Annotated in this window: 14 protein-coding genes and 1 tRNA gene; 9 read left to right on the top strand and 6 right to left on the bottom strand. The window is 33.6% G+C overall.

What is annotated here, in order from left to right:
• Positions 1-39: 39 nt before the first annotated feature.
• Complete coding sequence (locus tag AC061E_RS02860; RefSeq protein WP_478284915.1) at positions 40-264, top strand: hypothetical protein; 225 nt, start codon at positions 40-42, stop codon at positions 262-264.
• Between the two features lie 1,199 nt (positions 265-1,463).
• On the opposite strand, the gene AC061E_RS02855 is transcribed toward AC061E_RS02860, so the two are convergent.
• From AC061E_RS02855 to gldJ, 3 genes are all read right to left on the bottom strand, one after another.
• The gene (locus AC061E_RS02855) at positions 1,464-2,225 is read right to left on the bottom strand and encodes an NUDIX hydrolase (RefSeq protein ID WP_478284914.1); all 762 of its coding nucleotides are present in this window, start codon (positions 2,223-2,225) and stop codon (positions 1,464-1,466) included.
• An 836-nt stretch (positions 2,226-3,061) separates the two neighbouring features.
• Entirely contained in the window at positions 3,062-4,348 is a 1,287-nt protein-coding gene (locus AC061E_RS02850; RefSeq protein ID WP_478284913.1) for a UDP-N-acetylmuramoyl-tripeptide--D-alanyl-D-alanine ligase, read from the bottom strand.
• 64 nt (positions 4,349-4,412) lie between these two features.
• The gene (gene gldJ, locus AC061E_RS02845) at positions 4,413-6,092 is read right to left on the bottom strand and encodes a gliding motility lipoprotein GldJ (protein WP_478284912.1); all 1,680 of its coding nucleotides are present in this window, start codon (positions 6,090-6,092) and stop codon (positions 4,413-4,415) included.
• A 203-nt stretch (positions 6,093-6,295) separates the two neighbouring features.
• On the opposite strand from gldJ, the gene porU reads away from it, so the two are divergent.
• The 6 genes from porU (at position 6,296) to AC061E_RS02815 (ending at position 15,421) form a co-directional block, all read left to right on the top strand.
• On the top strand, positions 6,296-10,126 hold the full coding sequence (gene porU / locus AC061E_RS02840) for a type IX secretion system sortase PorU (protein ID WP_478284911.1): 3,831 nt from the start codon (positions 6,296-6,298) through the stop codon (positions 10,124-10,126).
• A gap of 38 nt (positions 10,127-10,164) precedes the next feature.
• Entirely contained in the window at positions 10,165-11,334 is a 1,170-nt protein-coding gene (gene porV / locus AC061E_RS02835) for a type IX secretion system outer membrane channel protein PorV (RefSeq protein ID WP_478284910.1), read from the top strand.
• Positions 11,335-11,415: 81 nt separating this feature from the next.
• Positions 11,416-11,898 (top strand): cytidine deaminase, encoded by a 483-nt coding sequence (gene cdd / locus AC061E_RS02830; RefSeq protein WP_478284909.1) that lies wholly within the window; start codon positions 11,416-11,418, stop codon positions 11,896-11,898.
• A 143-nt stretch (positions 11,899-12,041) separates the two neighbouring features.
• Entirely contained in the window at positions 12,042-13,040 is a 999-nt protein-coding gene (gene pdhA, locus AC061E_RS02825) for a pyruvate dehydrogenase (acetyl-transferring) E1 component subunit alpha (RefSeq protein ID WP_478284908.1), read from the top strand.
• Positions 13,041-13,047: 7 nt separating this feature from the next.
• Positions 13,048-14,712, top strand: a complete 1,665-nt coding sequence (locus tag AC061E_RS02820; RefSeq protein WP_478284907.1) for a dihydrolipoamide acetyltransferase family protein — start codon at positions 13,048-13,050, stop codon at positions 14,710-14,712.
• A 337-nt stretch (positions 14,713-15,049) separates the two neighbouring features.
• Positions 15,050-15,421 carry a RidA family protein gene (locus AC061E_RS02815; RefSeq protein WP_478284906.1) on the top strand — a complete coding sequence of 124 codons (372 nt, stop codon included), beginning with the start codon at positions 15,050-15,052 and terminating at the stop codon, positions 15,419-15,421.
• A gap of 40 nt (positions 15,422-15,461) precedes the next feature.
• On the opposite strand, the gene AC061E_RS02810 is transcribed toward AC061E_RS02815, so the two are convergent.
• Positions 15,462-16,697, bottom strand: a complete 1,236-nt coding sequence (locus tag AC061E_RS02810) for a glycosyltransferase (protein WP_478284905.1) — start codon at positions 16,695-16,697, stop codon at positions 15,462-15,464.
• Positions 16,698-17,045: 348 nt separating this feature from the next.
• Here AC061E_RS02810 and AC061E_RS02805 point away from each other — a divergent pair, with 348 nt between their 5' ends.
• Positions 17,046-17,627, top strand: a complete 582-nt coding sequence (locus AC061E_RS02805; protein WP_086454570.1) for a MiaE family protein — start codon at positions 17,046-17,048, stop codon at positions 17,625-17,627.
• A gap of 62 nt (positions 17,628-17,689) precedes the next feature.
• On the opposite strand, the gene AC061E_RS02800 is transcribed toward AC061E_RS02805, so the two are convergent.
• Both AC061E_RS02800 and AC061E_RS02795 read right to left on the bottom strand, forming a co-directional pair.
• Positions 17,690-17,764: transfer RNA gene (locus tag AC061E_RS02800), tRNA-Val, on the bottom strand.
• 87 nt (positions 17,765-17,851) lie between these two features.
• A complete protein-coding gene (locus AC061E_RS02795; RefSeq protein ID WP_478284904.1) occupies positions 17,852-19,072 on the bottom strand; it encodes a bifunctional folylpolyglutamate synthase/dihydrofolate synthase in 1,221 nt (406 codons plus the stop codon).
• A gap of 128 nt (positions 19,073-19,200) precedes the next feature.
• Between AC061E_RS02795 and AC061E_RS02790 the strand changes: the two genes are divergently transcribed.
• Positions 19,201-19,896, top strand: coding sequence for a MotA/TolQ/ExbB proton channel family protein (locus tag AC061E_RS02790; RefSeq protein WP_478284903.1), 696 nt, complete (start codon positions 19,201-19,203; stop codon positions 19,894-19,896).

Raw genomic sequence — 19,896 nt, 5'->3', positions numbered from 1 at the left:
ATTTGGTAACTTTGATTGGTAGAACCAAATTTTTTGACTATGGCAAAATTACCAGAACAAAAGATCATGGAACTTGAAGCTCAAGTCAAGCTTTTAGAGAAACAAAAAGCTTTTTTAGAACGCCAGGCCTTTATTACTGATAAGAAAGATATCTTGTTTGATATGATGATTGATTTAGCTGAACAAGACTATCATATTGATATCCGAAAAAACGCTGTACCCGAGCAATCGACTATTTTAAAGAAAAAGAGCAACAAACAGTAACTTTTACCTATTATTTATTCGGGATAGATAGAAAGGTTTATTATCAAAACATTTATAGAAATACAGTTAAGCAAAGTAAAGGGGAACATGTCGTTACAATGATTGCAGTTATTAGAAAATCAATGCCTAGTATAGGTACTCGAAAACTCTTTTAACTTTTGGAGAGTTAACTACAGCCTATGAAAATAGGAAGAGATAAATTCTTGGATATTCTTAGAGCTAATCATTTATTAATATATCCAAAACGTTCTTGCCAAATCACAACCAACTCTCATCATCGCTTTAGAAAACATAAGGATCTAATTTTGAATTTAGAAATAAATAAAACAGAACAAGTTTTAGTATCTGATAATACTTTTATTAGAAAAAGAGTTAATCTGTCCTACTTAAGTTTGGTAACTTATGCATATTCTAAAAAATAATGGGGTATTATGTAGCTGACAATTTAAATATTCAAAGTAGTGTAATGGCATTCAAAATGGCACTTTAACAGAGAAAGAATTGTGGTTAATCATTGATACATCATCAAGATTGAGGTATGTATTATTGTGCTAATAAATATCATGAAGAACTTGTTAAAAATGAGGTTTAATGCTTTATGACTCAAAATTCAGGAACTATGAAAATGTTGTAGCAGAAAGAATAAATTGGATTTTAGAGCAAGAATTTAGAATTGATAAATACAATGAAACCAAATGAAATAACAAAACAAATTGTCAAGGAGTTGGTCATTATTTAATCCTAAATAATACATCATTATTCTAATGCATGCTAACACCAAAACAAATGCATTCGTAAAGCATAATTAATTATAAGAACCTATAAAACAAAAAAAAACAGTAGGGAAAACGTTTGCTACTGTTTAAAATTTTAATTTTGTGTATTAATCTTCATCGTTTTTTAGGACTTGATTAAAGCTTTTTTACTAACTTTTAAATACATTTTATGCACTAATGTGAAGATAATTATGAAGTCCTTATAATTCTTTAATTCAAATTGTATAAAGATAGTTGTCGTAATTGTAGATAGTTGTAACCAGTACTTTTATTTCTAAACCTTGTTACTTAAAATTCTTCGTAATTTTATTTCCTTCGTATAATTGTTTAGTTCAATTCTTAAATGTCTGTAAATATTTTGATGATTTATTTTAAATGAAAGCTATTTATCTACTCTTTTGTGGTATTTTGATTTCTATTTAATTACCATCCTTGAGTTAGACCATTTTTTACTACTTCTTCGTATTTATCTTTGTCAAATCGGTATAAATTCGGTGCTTTGTATGCAACGTTACTTTTTTTCTCATCTAATTTTATTAGAATACCAATTGAAGTGATTTTTCGTAAAAAATTTCTTCGATCTAATTTTCTACCTAAGATAGTTTCATATAACTTTTGTAATTCGGGAATTGTAAATTTTTTCGGCAACAAATTATAACCCACAGGCATAAGATTTAATTCCATTCTGAGAGTCTCAGTTGCTTTGTTTAATATCTCTTTATGATCAAGTATTAAATCTGGTACTTCCATATGATCTATCCATTTAACAATCTCATTATTTGTTTCCATTTGAGGAATTGTTTTTGAAAAATCTACCAGTGCATAATACCCTACAGTTATAAATCTATTTGTAAACCATTTACCTTCTTCATGAGAAATACCATAAAAATCTAGTATTGTATTGCTAAATTCTTTTTCACTTCTGTTGACTTTACCAAATGCAGCAAATTGTCTTAAAAAAATACCTTTTACACCTGTCCTCTTTTGTAAGACTGAAATTGCGGCGTGGTCAAGATCTTCATCTATGGGAATAAACCCTCCGGGTAGAGCCCATTTATTACTATATTTTGTTTTTATGAGTAAAACTTTCAGTTGATTATCATGAAATCCGAAAATTACGCAATCAATTGACAATGCAGGTTGATAGGAGTCTGTATTTTTTAAAATTTCTTTTAATACACTCATTTTAAATTTTTTATTTAATTTCTTGATATGCAATTTAGTATATTTTTTGCACACCCAAGAGTCTATTTCTATGCTTTTAGAATCTCTTATTTATTTCAAGAAATTTTTGACATATTTTTCAAGTTTTTTTGTTTTAAAAATTGACAGCTTGTGACTATGTTTTAACTGACTCAGTATTATCAACTTTTAAACAAATTTAATATCCATTTATCATTTTTTCAATTCTTTTATTTTGCGTGACTTTCTATTCTTTGTTCAAGTTTGTAAAACTTTTAATAATAAAATTATGAGATGCATATAAATATTCAGTGAATTTAGAGAAATATTTTGGACGAAAAATCTTTAATTTAACTAAAATTGATATATACATCGGTAATGAATATAAAGCTTCTAACGATATTTATTAATTATAAACAAAGAAAACTACTTCGTAATGAAATAGTTTTCTTTGTTTATAAAATTATGAACGATCTCTTTAACCTATTTAATGTAAATAGGATTTATTAATATACTAGTAACAGTTATTATTTAAATTCATATTTTTGATCAGCATATTCAAGAATTAGAGTTAAATAACATTCTAGTTAAGCATCGAAAAGTATGATTTAACCAACTATTAATGTTCGAGAAACAGTTTAGTCCGCGTTATCATATGGGTTTTTTTAATGACCTACTGAAATCATTTTTTTTAATTTGCTTTGATATAAATGAATAGAAGTTACCGGTCTAGGATTGCTATTTATCTTTTAGTTTGACATTAATTAGGAAATGGTTAATAGGTTATTATAAATTAAATACTTGTATACTTGGTATTTTGTCAATTTAGATCGATCCTTTTATATTAAATCTAAAGTTCTTTCTAATGCCATTCCTCGAGATCCTTTAATCAAAATGGAGGTGTTTTTTAATTTTCTTTTTAAAAAAGTATTCGAGAAAGTTTCAAATGTATCAAAAAACCAAAAAGTATTTTTATCTATTTTATTTTTGTAAAAGGATTTACCTATAAAATAGCAATAAATATCATCCGAATTAGATAGCATTTTAACAATGTTTTCATGTTCCTTTTGACTATCTGTGCCTAATTCAAACATATCTCCCAAAACTAAAATTTTAGTCGGGTTTTTTAATTGTAAGAAGTTTTCAATGGCTACTTTCATACTGCTTGGATTAGCATTATAGGCATCTAAAATAATTGAATTCGTTTTTTTTGTAATTAATTGGGATCTGTTGTTTTCAGGAATGTAATTTTCAAGAGCTTCTTTAATATCTATATCGGGTACTTTAAAATAAATACCTATTGTAATTGCAGCGTTTATATTGTTTGCGTTATATAAACCTATTAAATGTGAACTGATATTAATATCTTGATATGTTACTGTAACTAGTGGATTTGCAGTTACGGAATCAATAAATATATTTGCTTGTGGACTTTGTGTACCAAATGAAAAAGTCTTAATATCATGAGATTGTTTAACTTGAATGGTATCATCGTGATTTATAAAAACAACTTTTTGATTCATGCGTAAGAAATCATACATTTCGCTTTTCCCTTTGATTACACCCTCTATACCGCCAAATCCCTCAAGATGTGCTTTTCCAAAATTAGTAATGTATCCATAATCAGGTTTAGCTAACTGACAAAGAAAAGCAATCTCTTCTTGATGGTTAGCCCCCATTTCTACAATACCTATATCGGTTTTATTTGTAAAAGAAAGTAATGTTAAAGGAACACCAATGTGATTGTTTAAATTACCAACAGTTGATTTCACATTATATTTCATTGCAAGAACTTTTGTGATAAGTTCTTTGGTAGTTGTTTTGCCATTACTCCCTGTTAGAGCAATAATAGGTATTTTTAAAAAAATTCTATGATATTGTGCTAAGTCTTGAAGCGTTTTTAAGCTATCTGTAACTAAAATTGTTCTGTTGTCAATATAATATTTTGGATTGTCAATTATTACATATGATGCACCCTTTTGGAGTGCTTCTTTTGTAAATATATTTGCATCAAAACGTTCTCCTTTCAAGGCTACAAACATTGAGTTATTCTCAATTCTTCGGGTGTCTGTTGAGATAGAACTGCATTTTAAAAACAAACTATGAATTTCCTGTATTTCATCCATATGAATTAATTTAAAAAAAGAATAGCCCTAAAAAGGGCTATTACTGTATTTACTAAAAATGTGATTATTTATTTCTAACGGATCTTTTCTTATCAGCCTTTGGACCAACTCTTGACATCGCACATCTAAAACCAATATAGTCTGTTGCCATATCTTGAGGAAAATAACGTCTTTGAGCTGGGTCTAGCCAATATGCTCTATCTCTCCATGAACCTCCTTTATAAACTCTAGACTGATCGTTTATTAAAGTAGTCCTTTTGCTTGATCTATCAAATTTACGAACCATTTTCCCTAAACTGTCTGTTGTAACATTGTGTTTAGGAGAGTTGTACATAGTTCTTTCAGATTTTGCTTTATCTTCATCTGAGTCACCAAAATCATAATACTTTGTAGATTGTTTGTCTCCATCTCTGTAGTTGATATTGTTACTTTTGTCAAAGTTTTGCCTCAAATATGTTTCTTGCTCATCAACTGGTACTTGTGCAATTTGACCAGGTAAATTTCTTGCTACTATTTTACCATTGCTCAAGGTGTCGTATTTAATGCTTTCTTTAGTGATAATAACTATTTTACCATCAGCACCAATCATGTTTTTAGTATATAAGTTCCCTCTAAAATAGTTGAAATCATTTGCTTCGTTATCTACTATTGGTCTGTAAACGTCTTGAACCCATTCGGCAACGTTTCCTGCCATATCGTATAATCCGAAATCATTAGCTGGATATTTTTTAACTTCATTAGTAATATCTGCACCGTCATCAGACCATCCTGCTATTCCTCCGTAATCTCCATTGCCTTGTTTGAAATTTGCAAGTTGATCACCTTTAGACTGTCTTTTTCCTGAACGAGTGTAACCACCTGACCATGGATATTTTTTCTGTCCTTTATAAATATTGTATTCTCGTTGTCCAGCATCTGCAGCTGCAGCATATTCCCACTCTGCCTCTGTTGGTAATCTGTATTCTGGCAGTAAAATTCCAGATGATCTTTGTGCATATACATTTTTTGGTTCAATGGCTGCACCATTTTTACCACTCTTAGTTTGCTTTTTAGCATTTCTGCCTTTAAGAACGATGGTCTCATCTCCACCATATGCAGATGTTGGTGAGTTTAAATAAGTTTCAGTGTCAAAATTACTATCGGCTGTTACATCATTTGTTTTGGCATTTTTTTTCAAATAACCATTTTTCTCCAACAATGCTTCATTTACACGTTGTGTTCTCCAATTGCTAAACTCAACAGCTTGAATCCAGTTAACACCTACTACTGGATATTCAGCATAAGATGGGTGTCTCAAGTAATTGTTAGTCATTGTTTCATTATAACCTAATCTATTTCTCCATACTAAGGTGTCAGGGGAAGCACCTTCGTATATGTTTTTGTAATTTTCTTCAGTAGGTGGATATACACTTTTTAACCATTCTAGGTAGTCAAGGTACATAGAATTCGTAACTTCTGTTTCATCCATGTAAAAAGACTGCACGTGTTGTTGTGTTGGTGAGTTGTTCCAGTCGTGCATTACGTCATCCTCAACTTTACCCATGGTAAATGTACCTCCTTCAACAAAAACCAATCCTGGTCCAGCTTCTTGTTTCTTTTTGCTAGCTCCTTTCTTGCTATCCATGTTCCAACCGGTTGCTCTTGAAGTGTTTTTAGAGCTGGATTTTTTACTACAACTTGAGAAACCAACAATCAGCATGATTGAGAGTAACACTTGTAGGCCCATAATTTTGTTTGCTTTCATATTATTTAGTAGGTAATAATTTAGTGCTGCAATATACTGACTAATGATAAACAGCTTGAAAATTAATTATAATGTAAAACTAAGTTTTAACATTAATTTATATATCACAACGCAAATTTATAATAATTATTATTTAAAACGATATGTTTTGATTTATTTTTACCAATAAATACTATGAATAAAAAAAACACGTTAAAAAAAGAATGAGAAAAATACTTTTGTTTCTTTTAGTCTTTGTCCCATCATTCAGTTTTTCGCAAGTAAATAGTGAAATAAAATTGAATTGGTTTGAGAAAAAAGAGATGTATTATGGTACAAATCAAGTAAACATTCCCTATTTTTCAGGAGATGAATTTCATTATGATGATACAAGTCAATCTCTTAAAGCTTACTGTAAAGTGTCTACTAATTTAAGTTTTCAAGAAGGTAAATTACAGGTTAGTTCTATACTTTATGAATCCATAGATAAAGAACTTTTAGGGGATTTAAATCTTAAAAATATACCTTCAAAAACTAATTTTGATTTAGTTATTTCGTCAGCACGAGATCTAGTTACTGCTCATATTATTTTTTCACCCATAATAAGGGACGATTTTGGTTTTAAAAAAATTATTTCTTTTAATTATTCTATTAATGGCAACACATCTTTAGCTAATCGTAGTTTTAAAACTACAGCAGGTATCTCTAATTCTGTATTGGCAAATGGTAATTGGTATAGATTTTATATTGAAAAATCGGGTGTTTATAAATTGTCAAAAAGGTTTTTAGAGCAACTAGGTATTGATTTTAAAAATGTAGATTCGCGAAAGATTAAAATTTACGGGAATGGGGGCAGGATGTTGCCTCTTAGCAATAGCATTGTATATCCAAATGATCTAGTTGAGAACGCTATACAAATTGTTGGGAAAAATGACGGAACGTTTGACAATTCAGATTATGTCCTCTTTTACGGAGAAGGAACAGATACTTGGAATGAAGAAAGTAAAACCAATGTTAATTTATATGATACTAAATCTTATTATTATATAAATGTTCAAGGAGAAAATGGCAAAAGAATTAGTCCTTTAGTACAACCAAGCGGCTCTCCTACAGTGTTATTAAATACATTTGATGATTACCAATTCTATGAAAAGGATATAACAAATATTGGTAAATTGGGTAGGCAATGGTTTGGGGAGTCTTTTGAAATTAAAAATGAGCAAGAATTTGATTTTAATTTCCCAAATGTTGACACATCAGTTCCCATAAAAATCATGTTGACTGCCGCTGCGGCTGCATTTACATCCACTTCTTTTAAGATCACTTCAAATGGTAGTGCCCTTGCAACACTTACTTTTCCAGCACTTAGTAATACATCAAGTACGGAGTTTTTTGTTGCTAACTTGCCTAATAATACGACAATAACAAGTGCTGAAAATGTAAAAATAAAACTCAATTATAGTAACAATGGTGTTCCTGGGTCTAAAGGTTTTCTTGATCAAATTCGACTTGTTGCAAAAAGAAAACTTCAGGGTTATGGAAAACAATTTCAATTTCAATATGACGCTAGTAACGCATCTAGTGGTATTGCTAATTACACGGTTTCTAATGCAGCTGGAATTTCACAAATTTGGGATGTAACGGATATTCATAATGCTAAAACAATTGTGAATTCTAATCTAAGTACAATTGATTTCAAGATCAATTTAGGTGAAATTAAAAAGTATGTTGCCCTTGTAGAAACTGACTTTTTTGTGCCTTTGAAAGATGCTCAAACACGAGTTTCTAACCAGAATTTAAAAGGAACGCTTTTTACAAATAGGTCGGGTAATTTTCAGGATATTGACTATGTAATTATTTCGCCCACGGTGCTCGTGTCGCAAGCAGAGACGCTGGCTAATTTTCATCGTACAAATTCGGGCTTAAATGTGAAAGTAATTCCGCTTGAGTTAATTTATAACGAGTTTTCGTCCGGAAAGCAAGACATTGCAGCAATCAGAAATTGTATTAAATACATTTATCAGAATGCCTCAAGCGCTGACAAAAGGCTTAAATATATTAACCTTTTTGGAGATTCTTCATACGACTACAAAAATAGAATTTCAAACAATACAAATGTGGTACCTATATATCATGCTTTAAATAGTAGCAGTTCTGGAGAATCTTCTTATGCATCAGATGATTTTTATGGTTTGATGGATGATAATGAAGGTAATATTACTTCTTCTTTTGGTGGTATTGATATCGCTGTGGGAAGAATGCTGGTTAACGATGCTAAACAAGCTAATGAAATGATTAATAAAGTTTTGGAGTATCACAATTCCGAATCGTTTGGTAGCTGGCGTAATAATTTCGTACTCATTTCAGATGATTCTGATGTGTTATCAGATGCCAATTTGCAAAACAAACAAAACAATCTAGCCAATACAATAGCTACAGAAAAACCCTTTTTTAATGTTAATAAAATTCTTTTGGATTCATACATACAAGAGGCAGCTGCAGGTGGTGCTCGATATCCAAAAGCTAGAACTGATTTTTTTAATGCTTTTGAAAAAGGAGCATTGGTTTTTAATTACTTAGGGCATGGTGGTGAAGACGGACTGTCGGTTGAGCGTATTTGGGAAAAATCGGATGGTCAAAATTTAAGCAATCAATTCAGATATCCTTTATTTATAACCATCACTTGTGAGTTTTCAAGATTTGACAACCCTTTACGACCTACTGCGGGTGAATATACGTATTGGAACCCAAAAGGGGGTGCCATAGCAATGATTACAACTATACGATCTATTGGTCAGTTTAGCGCTGAAACCTTTAATGATACGTTTACAAAAAACTTACTTTCTTACGGTTCTAATCAATATACATCTATTGCTGAAGCACTTCGTATTTCAAAAAATAGCAATCCAAATTCAGCTACAAATGTTGTTTTTTACATTGGTGATCCTGCTTTGAAACTTGCTATTCCAAAACCTAAAATTAGATTGACAAAAGTTAATGATGTTCCTGTAAGTCATTCGATAGAAGATTTTAAGTCTTTGTCAAAAATAAAAATTACTGGTGAAGTTAGTGATGAAAATAACAATATTATTTCAAATTACAATGGTGAAGTAACCTCGATGATTTTTGATAAAATGCTCAACAGAACAACACTTAATAATGATGGCAACAGTCTGCCCATTAACTTTAATGTATTGGGTGAAACTATTTTTCGTGGAAGCGCAAGTATTGTAAACGGTCAGTTTGAATATAGTTTTATTGTGCCTAGAGATATAAGAATACCTGTTGCAAATGGAAGAATTAGTTTTTACGCCAAAAAGAAAGACGCCTTGCAAAACGAAAATGGTTTTGATAGCAACATTAAAATAGGGGGTATTAATGAAAATGCACCACTTGATACCACAAGTCCTAGAGTGCAATTGTATATGAACGATGAAAATTTTGTAGCAGGTGGAAATACGAATGAATCTCCTTTTTTAATAGCTAAATTAGGTGATGAAAGTGGCATTAACACGGCAAGCGGAATAGGTCATGATATTGTGGCTATTTTAGATGATGATGTAAACAATCCTTTTATATTGAATGATTATTACCAAGCAGATTTGGACGATTTTACCAAAGGAACACTGCGTTTTCCGCTTCGGAACCTTATACCGGGTTTGCATACAATCAGTTTCAAAGCTTGGGATGTTTATAACAATCCTGTAATTGCCGAAACACAGTTTGTGGTTGTAGGTAATGATTCGTTAACCCTGACTAACGTGCTTAATTATCCCAACCCATTTGTAAACTACACAGAGTTTTGGTTTACTCACAACAAGCCATTTGAACCTCTAGAAGTGCAGGTTCAAGTGATGACAGTGACGGGAAAAATTGTTTGGACAAAAAATCAAATTGTGAATACTGAAGGATTTTTATCAAAAGAACTCACTTGGAACGGAAGAGATGATTTTGGCGACAAGCTAGGAAAAGGAGTTTATGTGTATAAACTAACTGTAAAATCGAATACAACTAATAAAAAAGCAGAAAAATTCGAAAAACTTGTAATACTTTAATAATGTACTATATTTGTTTAATAAATAGAAGCCTCGTAATGAAAAACATAATACCAATTTTTGTATTGCTTTTTTGCATGAACATCACATCCGCACAAGACAGGACAATTAATCCTGGAGTGCCATTTTTATTAGTCGCTGCCGATGCTAGAGCGGCTGGTATGGCTGATATGGGAGTAGCAACATCAGCTGATGCTTTCTCACAACAATGGAATCCTGCAAAGTATGCATTTTCTAAAGATGCTCAGGGATTCTCAGTAAGTTACACTCCTTATTTGACTGATTTAGTAAATGATATTTCCTTAGGTCAGTTAACGTATTATAACAAACTAAACGAAAAAAGTGCGTTTGCTGGTAGTATTCGTTATTTTGGTCTTGGCGAAATTGAACTACGTGAAACTGGAGATCCTAATGAGGCTGCTCGTGTAGTTTCGCCAAATGAATTTGCGGTGGATTTATCGTACTCCTTAAAATTGAGTGAGAAATTTTCGATGGCTGTAGGAGGACGATTTATCAATTCTAACTTAAAGGTAGCTTCGGATGCTAATGATGCAACCGCTGCAAGTACTTTTGCAGTAGACGTAGCAGGTTTTTTTCAATCAGAAGAAATTGCCTATTCTGATTTTAACGGACGTTGGAGAGCTGGATTTAATTTTCAAAATTTAGGTCCAAAAATTAGTTACGACAATGATGATGTTAATAATAATTTTATACCAGCTAATTTAAAGTTAGGTACTGGATTTGATTTTATATTGGACGATTTTAATAAAGTAGCACTTAATGTAGAATTCAATAAATTGCTAGTTCCTACTTTTCAAAAAAACGACTTGAATGGCGATGGAATTACTACACCTGAAGAAGCAAATCAAAATTTAGAAAATTACAGATCCATAGGATGGACTTCAGGAATTTTTAAATCATTTGGAGATGCACCAGATGGAATAAGTGAAGAATTGAAAGAAGTAACCTATGCCGTAGGTGCAGAGTATCTTTATCAAGATTCATTTGCTATGCGATTGGGTTATTTTCATGAAAGTCCCCAAAAAGGAGCACGTCAATTCTTATCTCTTGGAGCTGGTTTTAAGTACACAACAATCAAAGTAGATGTTTCTTATTTATTTTCAGCATCTAAAGTTAGAAACCCACTAGAAAACACATTACGATTCTCCTTGACATTTAATTTTGGAGATCAATACGATGAATATTAAAAATTTAGATTAATTACTTACTGACTATCCAAATTACACCTTTGTTAAAAGTGTAATTTGGATTTTTTTTCCCTTACAAATATGAAAGAAATAATAATTTCAACACAATTTACAGCATTCGAGACTACACAAGACATGCCAATAGAGGTTCAAAATTTAATGCGGCAGGCTGTAGATGTCCGGAAAAATGCTTATGCGCCCTATTCAAAATTTAGAGTAGGAGTGGCAATTTTACTAGATAATGGAGAGGTAATTGTAGGTTCAAATCAAGAAAATGCAGCTTATCCATCAGGATTGTGTGCAGAGCGTGTAGCTATTTTTTATGCTGGTGCAAAGTATCCAGATGCTAAAGTTTTAAAAATGGCTATAACAGCTGCGTCAGATACCAATCAAACCACTGCGCCAATTCCACCTTGTGGATCGTGCAGGCAATCAATTGCAGAATATGAAATCAAACAAGAAATGCCTATAGAAATCTATTTTATGGGTGAAATAGGTTTGATATACAAATCAGACTCCTTGAAAAATTTACTGCCATTTATGTTTGACAAAAAATTCCTTTAAAATTCCCAAAAACTACCTATTATATTTTAGTTCTTACGCGGAATGTCTTATTTTTGCTTTTCGCAAATTTGTGGGAGGAAACTATTTTGCGTTATAGGTTCAAATTGATTCAACAATAACACTTAAGCAAAAGAAAAATTCAGATGAAAGAAGTTACAAAAGAAGTATATGTAAAATGGTATGAAGACATGCTATTTTGGAGAAAGTTTGAGGATAAACTGGCAGCATTATACATTCAACAAAAAGTTAGAGGTTTTTTACATTTATACAACGGTCAAGAAGCAGTATTAGCAGGAGCGCTTCACGCTATGGATTTGACTAAAGACAAAATGATTACTGCTTATAGAAATCACGTACAACCAATAGGTATGGGTGTAGATCCTAAGCGTGTAATGGCAGAATTACTTGGTAAAGTGACGGGTACTTCAAAGGGAATGGGTGGTTCTATGCACATTTTCTCAAAAGAGCACCGTTTTTATGGTGGTCACGGTATTGTAGGAGGTCAAATTCCAGTAGGTGCTGGTTTAGCATTTGCAGATAAATATTTTAATACTGGAGGTGTGACTATGACCTATTTTGGGGATGGAGCTGCACGTCAAGGTTCTTTACACGAAGCTTTTAATATGGCTATGCTATGGAAATTACCTGTAGTTTTTATTGTTGAAAACAATGGATACGCTATGGGAACCTCTGTAGAAAGAACAGCAAATCATACGGATATCTGGAAACTAGGTTTGGGATATGAAATGCCTTGTGGTCCAGTAGACGGAATGAATCCAGTAAAAGTTGCTGAAGCAATGACAGAAGCAATTGATAGAGCACGTCGTGGCGATGGACCAACGTTCTTGGAAATGAAAACATATCGTTACAGAGGCCACTCTATGTCGGATGCGCAATTATACCGTTCTAAAGAAGAAGTTGAAGAATACAAAAAAATAGATCCAATTACACAAGTTTTAGATGTAATTAAAGATCAAAACTACGCTACAACTGAAGAAATAGAAGCTATAGATCAAAGAGTGAAAGATTTGGTTGAAGAGTGTGCTACATTTGCCGAAGAGTCTGATTACCCACCAATTCAACAATTGTACGACGTAGTCTACGAACAAGAAAACTATCCTTTTATACCTCATAAACTATAAATCAATTATGGCAACAATTATTACAATGCCTCGTTTGAGCGATACGATGACGGAAGGAACGGTAGCGACTTGGCTAAAAAAAGTAGGTGATAAAGTAAGCGAAGGAGATATTCTTGCCGAAATTGAAACCGATAAAGCAACAATGGAATTTGAGTCTTTCAACGAAGGAACTCTTTTACATATTGGTATACCTGCTGGTGAAACAGCAGCAGTAGACTCATTATTAGCCATCATAGGAAAAGAAGGCGAAGATATTTCAGCATTACTTGCAGGAAAAACAGCAGAGGCAACTCCAGCTGCAGACGAAGCAAAACCTGCTTCAGAAGCGGCGGCTGTTCCAGAAACTACTAAAGAGTCATCTGCAGTAGCGGCTTCTTTACCAAAAGGAGTAGTGATAATAACAATGCCTCGTTTAAGTGATACGATGACCGAAGGAACTGTTGCAACTTGGTTGAAAAAAGTAGGAGATGCAGTTGCCGAAGGTGATATTCTTGCTGAAATTGAAACCGATAAAGCAACAATGGAGTTTGAGTCTTTCAATGCGGGTACATTATTATATGTAGGTATTGAAGAAGGAAATACAGCTCCTGTTGATAGCCTTTTAGCAATTATAGGTCCCGCAGGAACCGATGTTGCTGGAATTGCTACAAATTATAAAGCAGGCGGAGCAACGACAGCTGCTCCTGCTGCAGAAGTTAAAGAAGAAGTTGCAACAACAACGGCAGCGACTGAGCCAGTTGCTCAAGAAGCTGCAGCTGATGGGCAACGTATTTTGGCTTCGCCATTAGCAAAGAAAATTGCTAGTGATAAGGGAATTCAGTTGAATCAAGTTAAGGGTTCGGGTGAAAATGGTAGAATCGTAAAAAGCGATATCGAAAACTTTACACCAGCTGTTCCTAAAACAACTGCTGATGCACCAGCTGCTAAAACTGAAACTGCTCAGGCACCTGTTGCACCTGCTGCACCAAAAGTGTTTGTTCCTACTGGAGAAACATTTACAGAGGAAATCAAGAATTCTCAAATGCGCAAGATTATTGCAAAACGATTGGCCGAATCCTTATTTACCGCTCCGCATTACAACTTAGTAATCGAAGTAGCTATGGATGATGCAATGGCTTCAAGAGCAGTAATTAATACCGTGCCTGATACAAAAGTGTCTTTTAACGATATGGTAATTAAAGCTTGTGCAATGGCTTTGAAAAAGCATCCAAAAATTAATTCACAATGGAAAGAGGATGCCATTACGATCAATCACCATGTGAATATTGGAGTTGCTGTAGCTGTTGAAGATGGTCTAGTAGTTCCTGTATTGAAATTTACAGATGCTATGAGTTTGTCTCAAATAGGAGGTAGTGTACGCGATCTTGCCGGAAGAGCAAAAAACAAAAAGCTATTACCTACAGAAATGGAAGGAAGTACTTTTACTGTTTCTAATTTAGGAATGTTTGGTATTGTTGAATTCAATTCAATTATCAATCAGCCTAACTCTGCAATCCTATCTGTAGGAGCAATTGTAGAGAAACCAGTTGTTAAAAATGGACAAATTGTAGTAGGAAACACCATGATGTTATCTCTTGCTTGTGATCACCGTACCATCGATGGAGCAACTGGAGCACAGTTCTTGCAAACCTTAAAACAATACATTGAAAATCCAGTGACCATGCTTGCATAACTACGGATTCAATCTAATAACAAAACCCATCACTTTTTTTTAAGCTGATGGGTTTTGTGTTTTTGGGCCTGTCCCAGCTTCCACTAGCGTTACAGCTGCGTCAGGCTATTCGCTATATCTTTTATTACGCTACCGCTTCATAAAAGGATGCCGCTCCTATCCTTCATGCGCACGAGATATTAATAGAGAAAATTGTGTAGCAGTCTACGTATTTTTGAAAACGAAAGACAAACAAAGTAGTTTTCAGGTTGTAGTATCACTTGTTTAAAAAATGTTTTTATTAAAGGACTTTCAATAGATAAACTATTAATTTTGTATCGACTTAATATACTACAAAATGATTGAAAAGGAATACATTGATCCCAGTGCAGGTTTTTCACAAACAGTACTGGTAAAAACGGGCGATTTTAAAACTCTTTATATTTCAGGGCAAATTGGCATTGGGGATACCCTAGAAGCCCAAGTAATTGCCACTTTTCAAAACCTTGAACAGCAATTGCGCAAATGCAATGCTACGTTTAAGGATGTGGTTAAAATGAATACCTATATCGTAAATTTTAATCCCGAAACCGATTTACCGATTTTTAGAAAAATTAGAAACGAATTTTTAGGAAATGAGAATTATCCAGCAAGCACCCTTGTTGGCGTTTCGGTATTGGGTAATAAAGATTGGCTCATTGAAATTGAAGCGATCGCTGTTACGGAATAAATATAGCTTGAAATTAATTAGTTTAGAAGTAAATTTCGTTCTAGTTTTTATTCTTCTCGGCAATCCATTTTGACATGTACATGGTGCTTTTCAAAGTATGATGTTGTAGCAATGCACCCATAAAATTGTTCAAACGGTGTTGTTTTAGATTTTTCTGTATGCTTTGCATTTGATTATTGAAATCAGTTTCAAATAATATTCTTGCATAACGTAGCTTGATTATTTCAAATCCGTTTTCTTGAGAGGCTAGCCACGTTTTTTTGTTTTGATACAACAACACTGCTTGGTTGGCAAAAAGTTCGGGATTATCTTGGATAAAACCATTCCATGGCAAATCACCATGCATCGATTCGGCGCCAATTGTAGTAGTTACGCTAGGTGTACCGCATTGCATGGCTTCGAGCAATTTTCCTTTTATTCCTGCACCAAAACGCAAGGGTGCTAGAACAACTCGGGCCTGTTTTACTACTTCTTGCGCATCCTCTGCCCGACCCAGAATTAAGAATCCTTCTTTAGCGTTGTGTAGTTGCAGCACTTTTTGGGAAGGATAGGCACCATAAATTTTGCAAACGGCTTCAGGTACTTGTTTTTTAATCAAGGGCCAAATGGTTTGTTTCAAATACTGAACCGCATTCCAATTGGGTTCGTGTAAAAAATTACCAACAAAAGTAAAGTCGCTTCTGTTTTCAAAGGATGGTGTTGTAGTTGCATTTAAAATTGCCTCTGACTCAAGTAAAAGAGGCAGGTATAATGGTAGCGACTGGTCAATTTTGAATGTGATGGTTAGTATTTCAATTTCATATTGAGAAATCATTAAGGAGATATCGCAGCGCAAAATACTAGCAATTTCTCGTTTGGCAACTTCTTCAACAACTAAGTCTTGGGTTGTGTATACTCGGTTTTCTTTGAAAGCTTTTTGTCTGGCAAGACGTAAACAATGTAAATCCTCGGTATCTAATATTCGGATAGCATTAGGGCAATTTTCGGCAACACGCCAGCCAAATTGTTCTTCAATCATAAAGCGATCAAAGAGCACTACAGCCGGATTTAGTTCTTTGATAAACGCATCAAAAGTAGACGAGTTGAGAAGGATTGTTTTCTTGTCAACGTTTAGGGGCTCAAGATCCGTACTAAAAGCGCTGTCTTGTGCTGGAGAGGCAAAGGTGATTTTAAATCCTTGTTTTTGATACAGCGAAATTAATTGTAGCATTCTACCACCTGCAGCTGAGGAGTTGGGTTCAGGCCAAACAAAACCAATAATTAAGAGTGATTGCACTTTTTTGAGGGATGAAAATTACGGTTGCAAAATACTAATTTAATGTGGTATTGTAGCTTTAGAGACTCGTAAATTCTGATGAATATAAAGGCTTTCATTTCAGGTTAGACGCCGCGTGAGGGATAGTAGCGTATAGCCCGCAATGGCGTTGTCGCGTAGCAGAAAACGCAATGAGGACTTGAAGCGGATAGCCCGACAGCAAAAAAATGGCTGAGTGGAATGGTGCTGGGCCATTTTTTTTGGTGGCACGCTCTAATTATTTTTGTTTTATTAAGGGTTCAATCTGATCTTGATGGATGTGTCTATGCAATAAATCACTAATTTTGTACTACATTAAATGATATTGAAATGTTAGGATTAAAATTAGTTACGGACCCAAGATGGGTGAATATAGTAGAGTCAAATATTGAGGAAATATTGACAGACCACGCTTGGTGTGAACAAAAAGCGGCATCGAACGCAATAAGTTTGATTACTCAAAATTCAGAAAAAGAAGAGCTGGTAACTGAATTGATGATTATTGCTAGGGAAGAATTAGAGCATTTACAAATGGTGCACGACTTGATTAAAAAGAAAGGGCTTTCGTTAGGGCGCGAGCGCAAGGATCATTATGTGAATGAATTGTTTAAGTTCATGAAAAAAGATGGAAGTAGGAATGATGCTTTGTGTGAACGTTTGTTGTTTTCGGCTATGATTGAAGCAAGAAGTTGTGAGCGTTTCAAAGTACTTTCGGAAAACATTGCTGATGCTGAATTAGCTAAATTTTATAGGGATTTAATGATTAGTGAAGCGGGACATTACACGACTTTTTTAGGATTTGCAAAAAAATATGCGGATCATGTAGATGTGGATAAACGCTGGAAGGAATGGATTGCCTTTGAAACTTCGATAATTGTGAACTATGGAACAAGTGAAACCATTCACGGCTAAACCGAAAGTTAGTGTTCAGTTTAGTGCAAAAAAAAAACTTCTCAATTTCTTGAGAAGTTTTGTGGGCGATGAGGGGTTCGAACCCCCGACCCCCTCGGTGTAAACGAGGTGCTCTGAACCAGCTGAGCTAATCGCCCTAGTGCAATTCGATAATTTTCATTTCCTTATTTCGAGTGCAAATATAAGACTGTTTTTTGAATATGCAACTAAAAAAACAAAAAAAATTACAAAATTTCTGCAACTACAAAGGTACTGCCTCCTGCGTAAATGAAGTCGGTCTCTACTGCATTTCGTAATGCTTTTTGATAAGCTTCTGAAACAGAATTGTATACTTCGCCTTTAAGTGCAAATAAAGCGGCTTTTTGTTGTAAGATTGAAGCGTCTAGTCCACGAGGAATATTGGGCTTACAAAAATAATATTTTGCATTTTTTGGAAACAAAGGCAAGATTTCTTCTAGATCTTTGTCATTTACAACACCTAAAACAACGTGTAACGTGTCAAATTTCTCTTTCTGTATTTGCTTTAATACGATTTCAAGCCCGTTTTTATTATGCGCAGTATCGCAAATTACCTTTGGAGCCGTATGTATTTGCTGCCACCTGCCTTGAAGTCCTGTGTTTTTTACCACATGTAACAAACCATCTTGCATATTTTGAGGTGTGATTTCAAATTCAGTTTGCTTATTTAAAACCTGTATGGTTTGTATTACTGTCTTTTTATTGTGCATTTGATAATCGCCAATCAAGTCTGAAGCATAGTTTTCTGAAATTAAATCAGAGGCAAAATAAATCTCCGAATTTCCTTCTTTGGCTTTGGTTATAAAAACGGGTTTTGTTTCAGAGCTGTATTCTCCAATAATCACGGGAATATTCGGCTTTATAATTCCCGCTTTCTCAAAAGCAATTACTTCAAGTGTATTGCCTAAAAACTGGGTGTGATCCAGTCCTATATTGGTCACAACCGAAACTAATGGGGTGATAATATTGGTTGCATCTAGTCTTCCGCCCATTCCTACTTCAATAATAGCAATGTCAACTTTTGAAGTAGCAAAATAATCAAATGCTAATCCTACTGTCATTTCGAAAAAACTCATGTCATTTGCTTCAAAAAAAAGCTGATGTTCCGTAATGAAATCTTCAACAAATTTTTCAGATATTTCGATTCCGTTTATTTTAATACGTTCTCTAAAATCTTTTAAATGTGGAGACGTGTACAAACCTACTTTATATCCCGCTTCTTGTAAAACAGATGCTAGCATGTGAGAGGTAGATCCTTTGCCATTGGTTCCTGCCACATGAATGCATTTTAACTGCTTCTCTGGATGATTAAGGTGTGCAGCAAGTTTATGGGCGTTAGTTAAATCTTTCTTGTAAGCTTGTGCTCCTTGAAGTTGGTACATTGGGAGTTGATTAAACATCCAATTTATAGTGTCTTGATAATTCATTTTGATGGTAAATAGGAATTGTTTAAAATATTTTTCAATTTTTTTAGTTTAATATTACATCGAAAAGTATCTTTATTGCAAAATTGAAATAAATTTTAGAATTAATGATTAAAATACAATAATATTATATGTTTAGTTTTATACAATTACAAGCGGACACCCTTACTAATGCTGCATCAAATGTAGTTATTGAAAAAATTGCTCCTAATACAGAGGTTTCTACTTTAGGATTTTTATTAAAAGGAGGAATATGGCTAATTCCTATTGGGATTTTATTGTTCTATACCTTTTATCTCATTGTAGAACGCTATTTATACATCAGTAAAGCTTCAAAAATAGATTCATTACTCCTGCGTGATGTAAGGGATCAGCTGAATTCTGGAAACTTGGACTTAGCAAGATCTATTGCAGAACGAAGCAGCACTGGGTCTGGAAATATAATTAAAGAAGGTATTCTTGTTATTGGTAGGCCAATTAGTGAAATCGAATCGAATATGGATCGTGCAGCCGATATTGAAATTGGCGAAATGGAAAAACACTTAAGCCATTTGGGACTTATTGCGGGTATCGCGCCTACCTTAGGTTTTATTGGGACAATTTCTGGAGTTATTAAAATTTTCTACAGCATATCAGTAACTGAGAATATTAGTATCGGAAACATTTCTGGTGGATTGTACGAAAAAATGATTAGTAGTGGAGCGGGTTTAATAGTAGGAATTGTTGCCTACAGTGGATATCACTTGTTGAACGGAAAAATTGATAATTTTGCACTAAAAATCCAAAAACAAGTTCTTGAGTTTGTAAATATTATTCAAAGATCATAA

This window comes from Flavobacterium sp. GNP011 (assembly GCF_056428925.1).
Note: the sequence above shows the minus strand (reverse complement) of the source record. Positions and strands in the feature narration are given on the sequence as shown.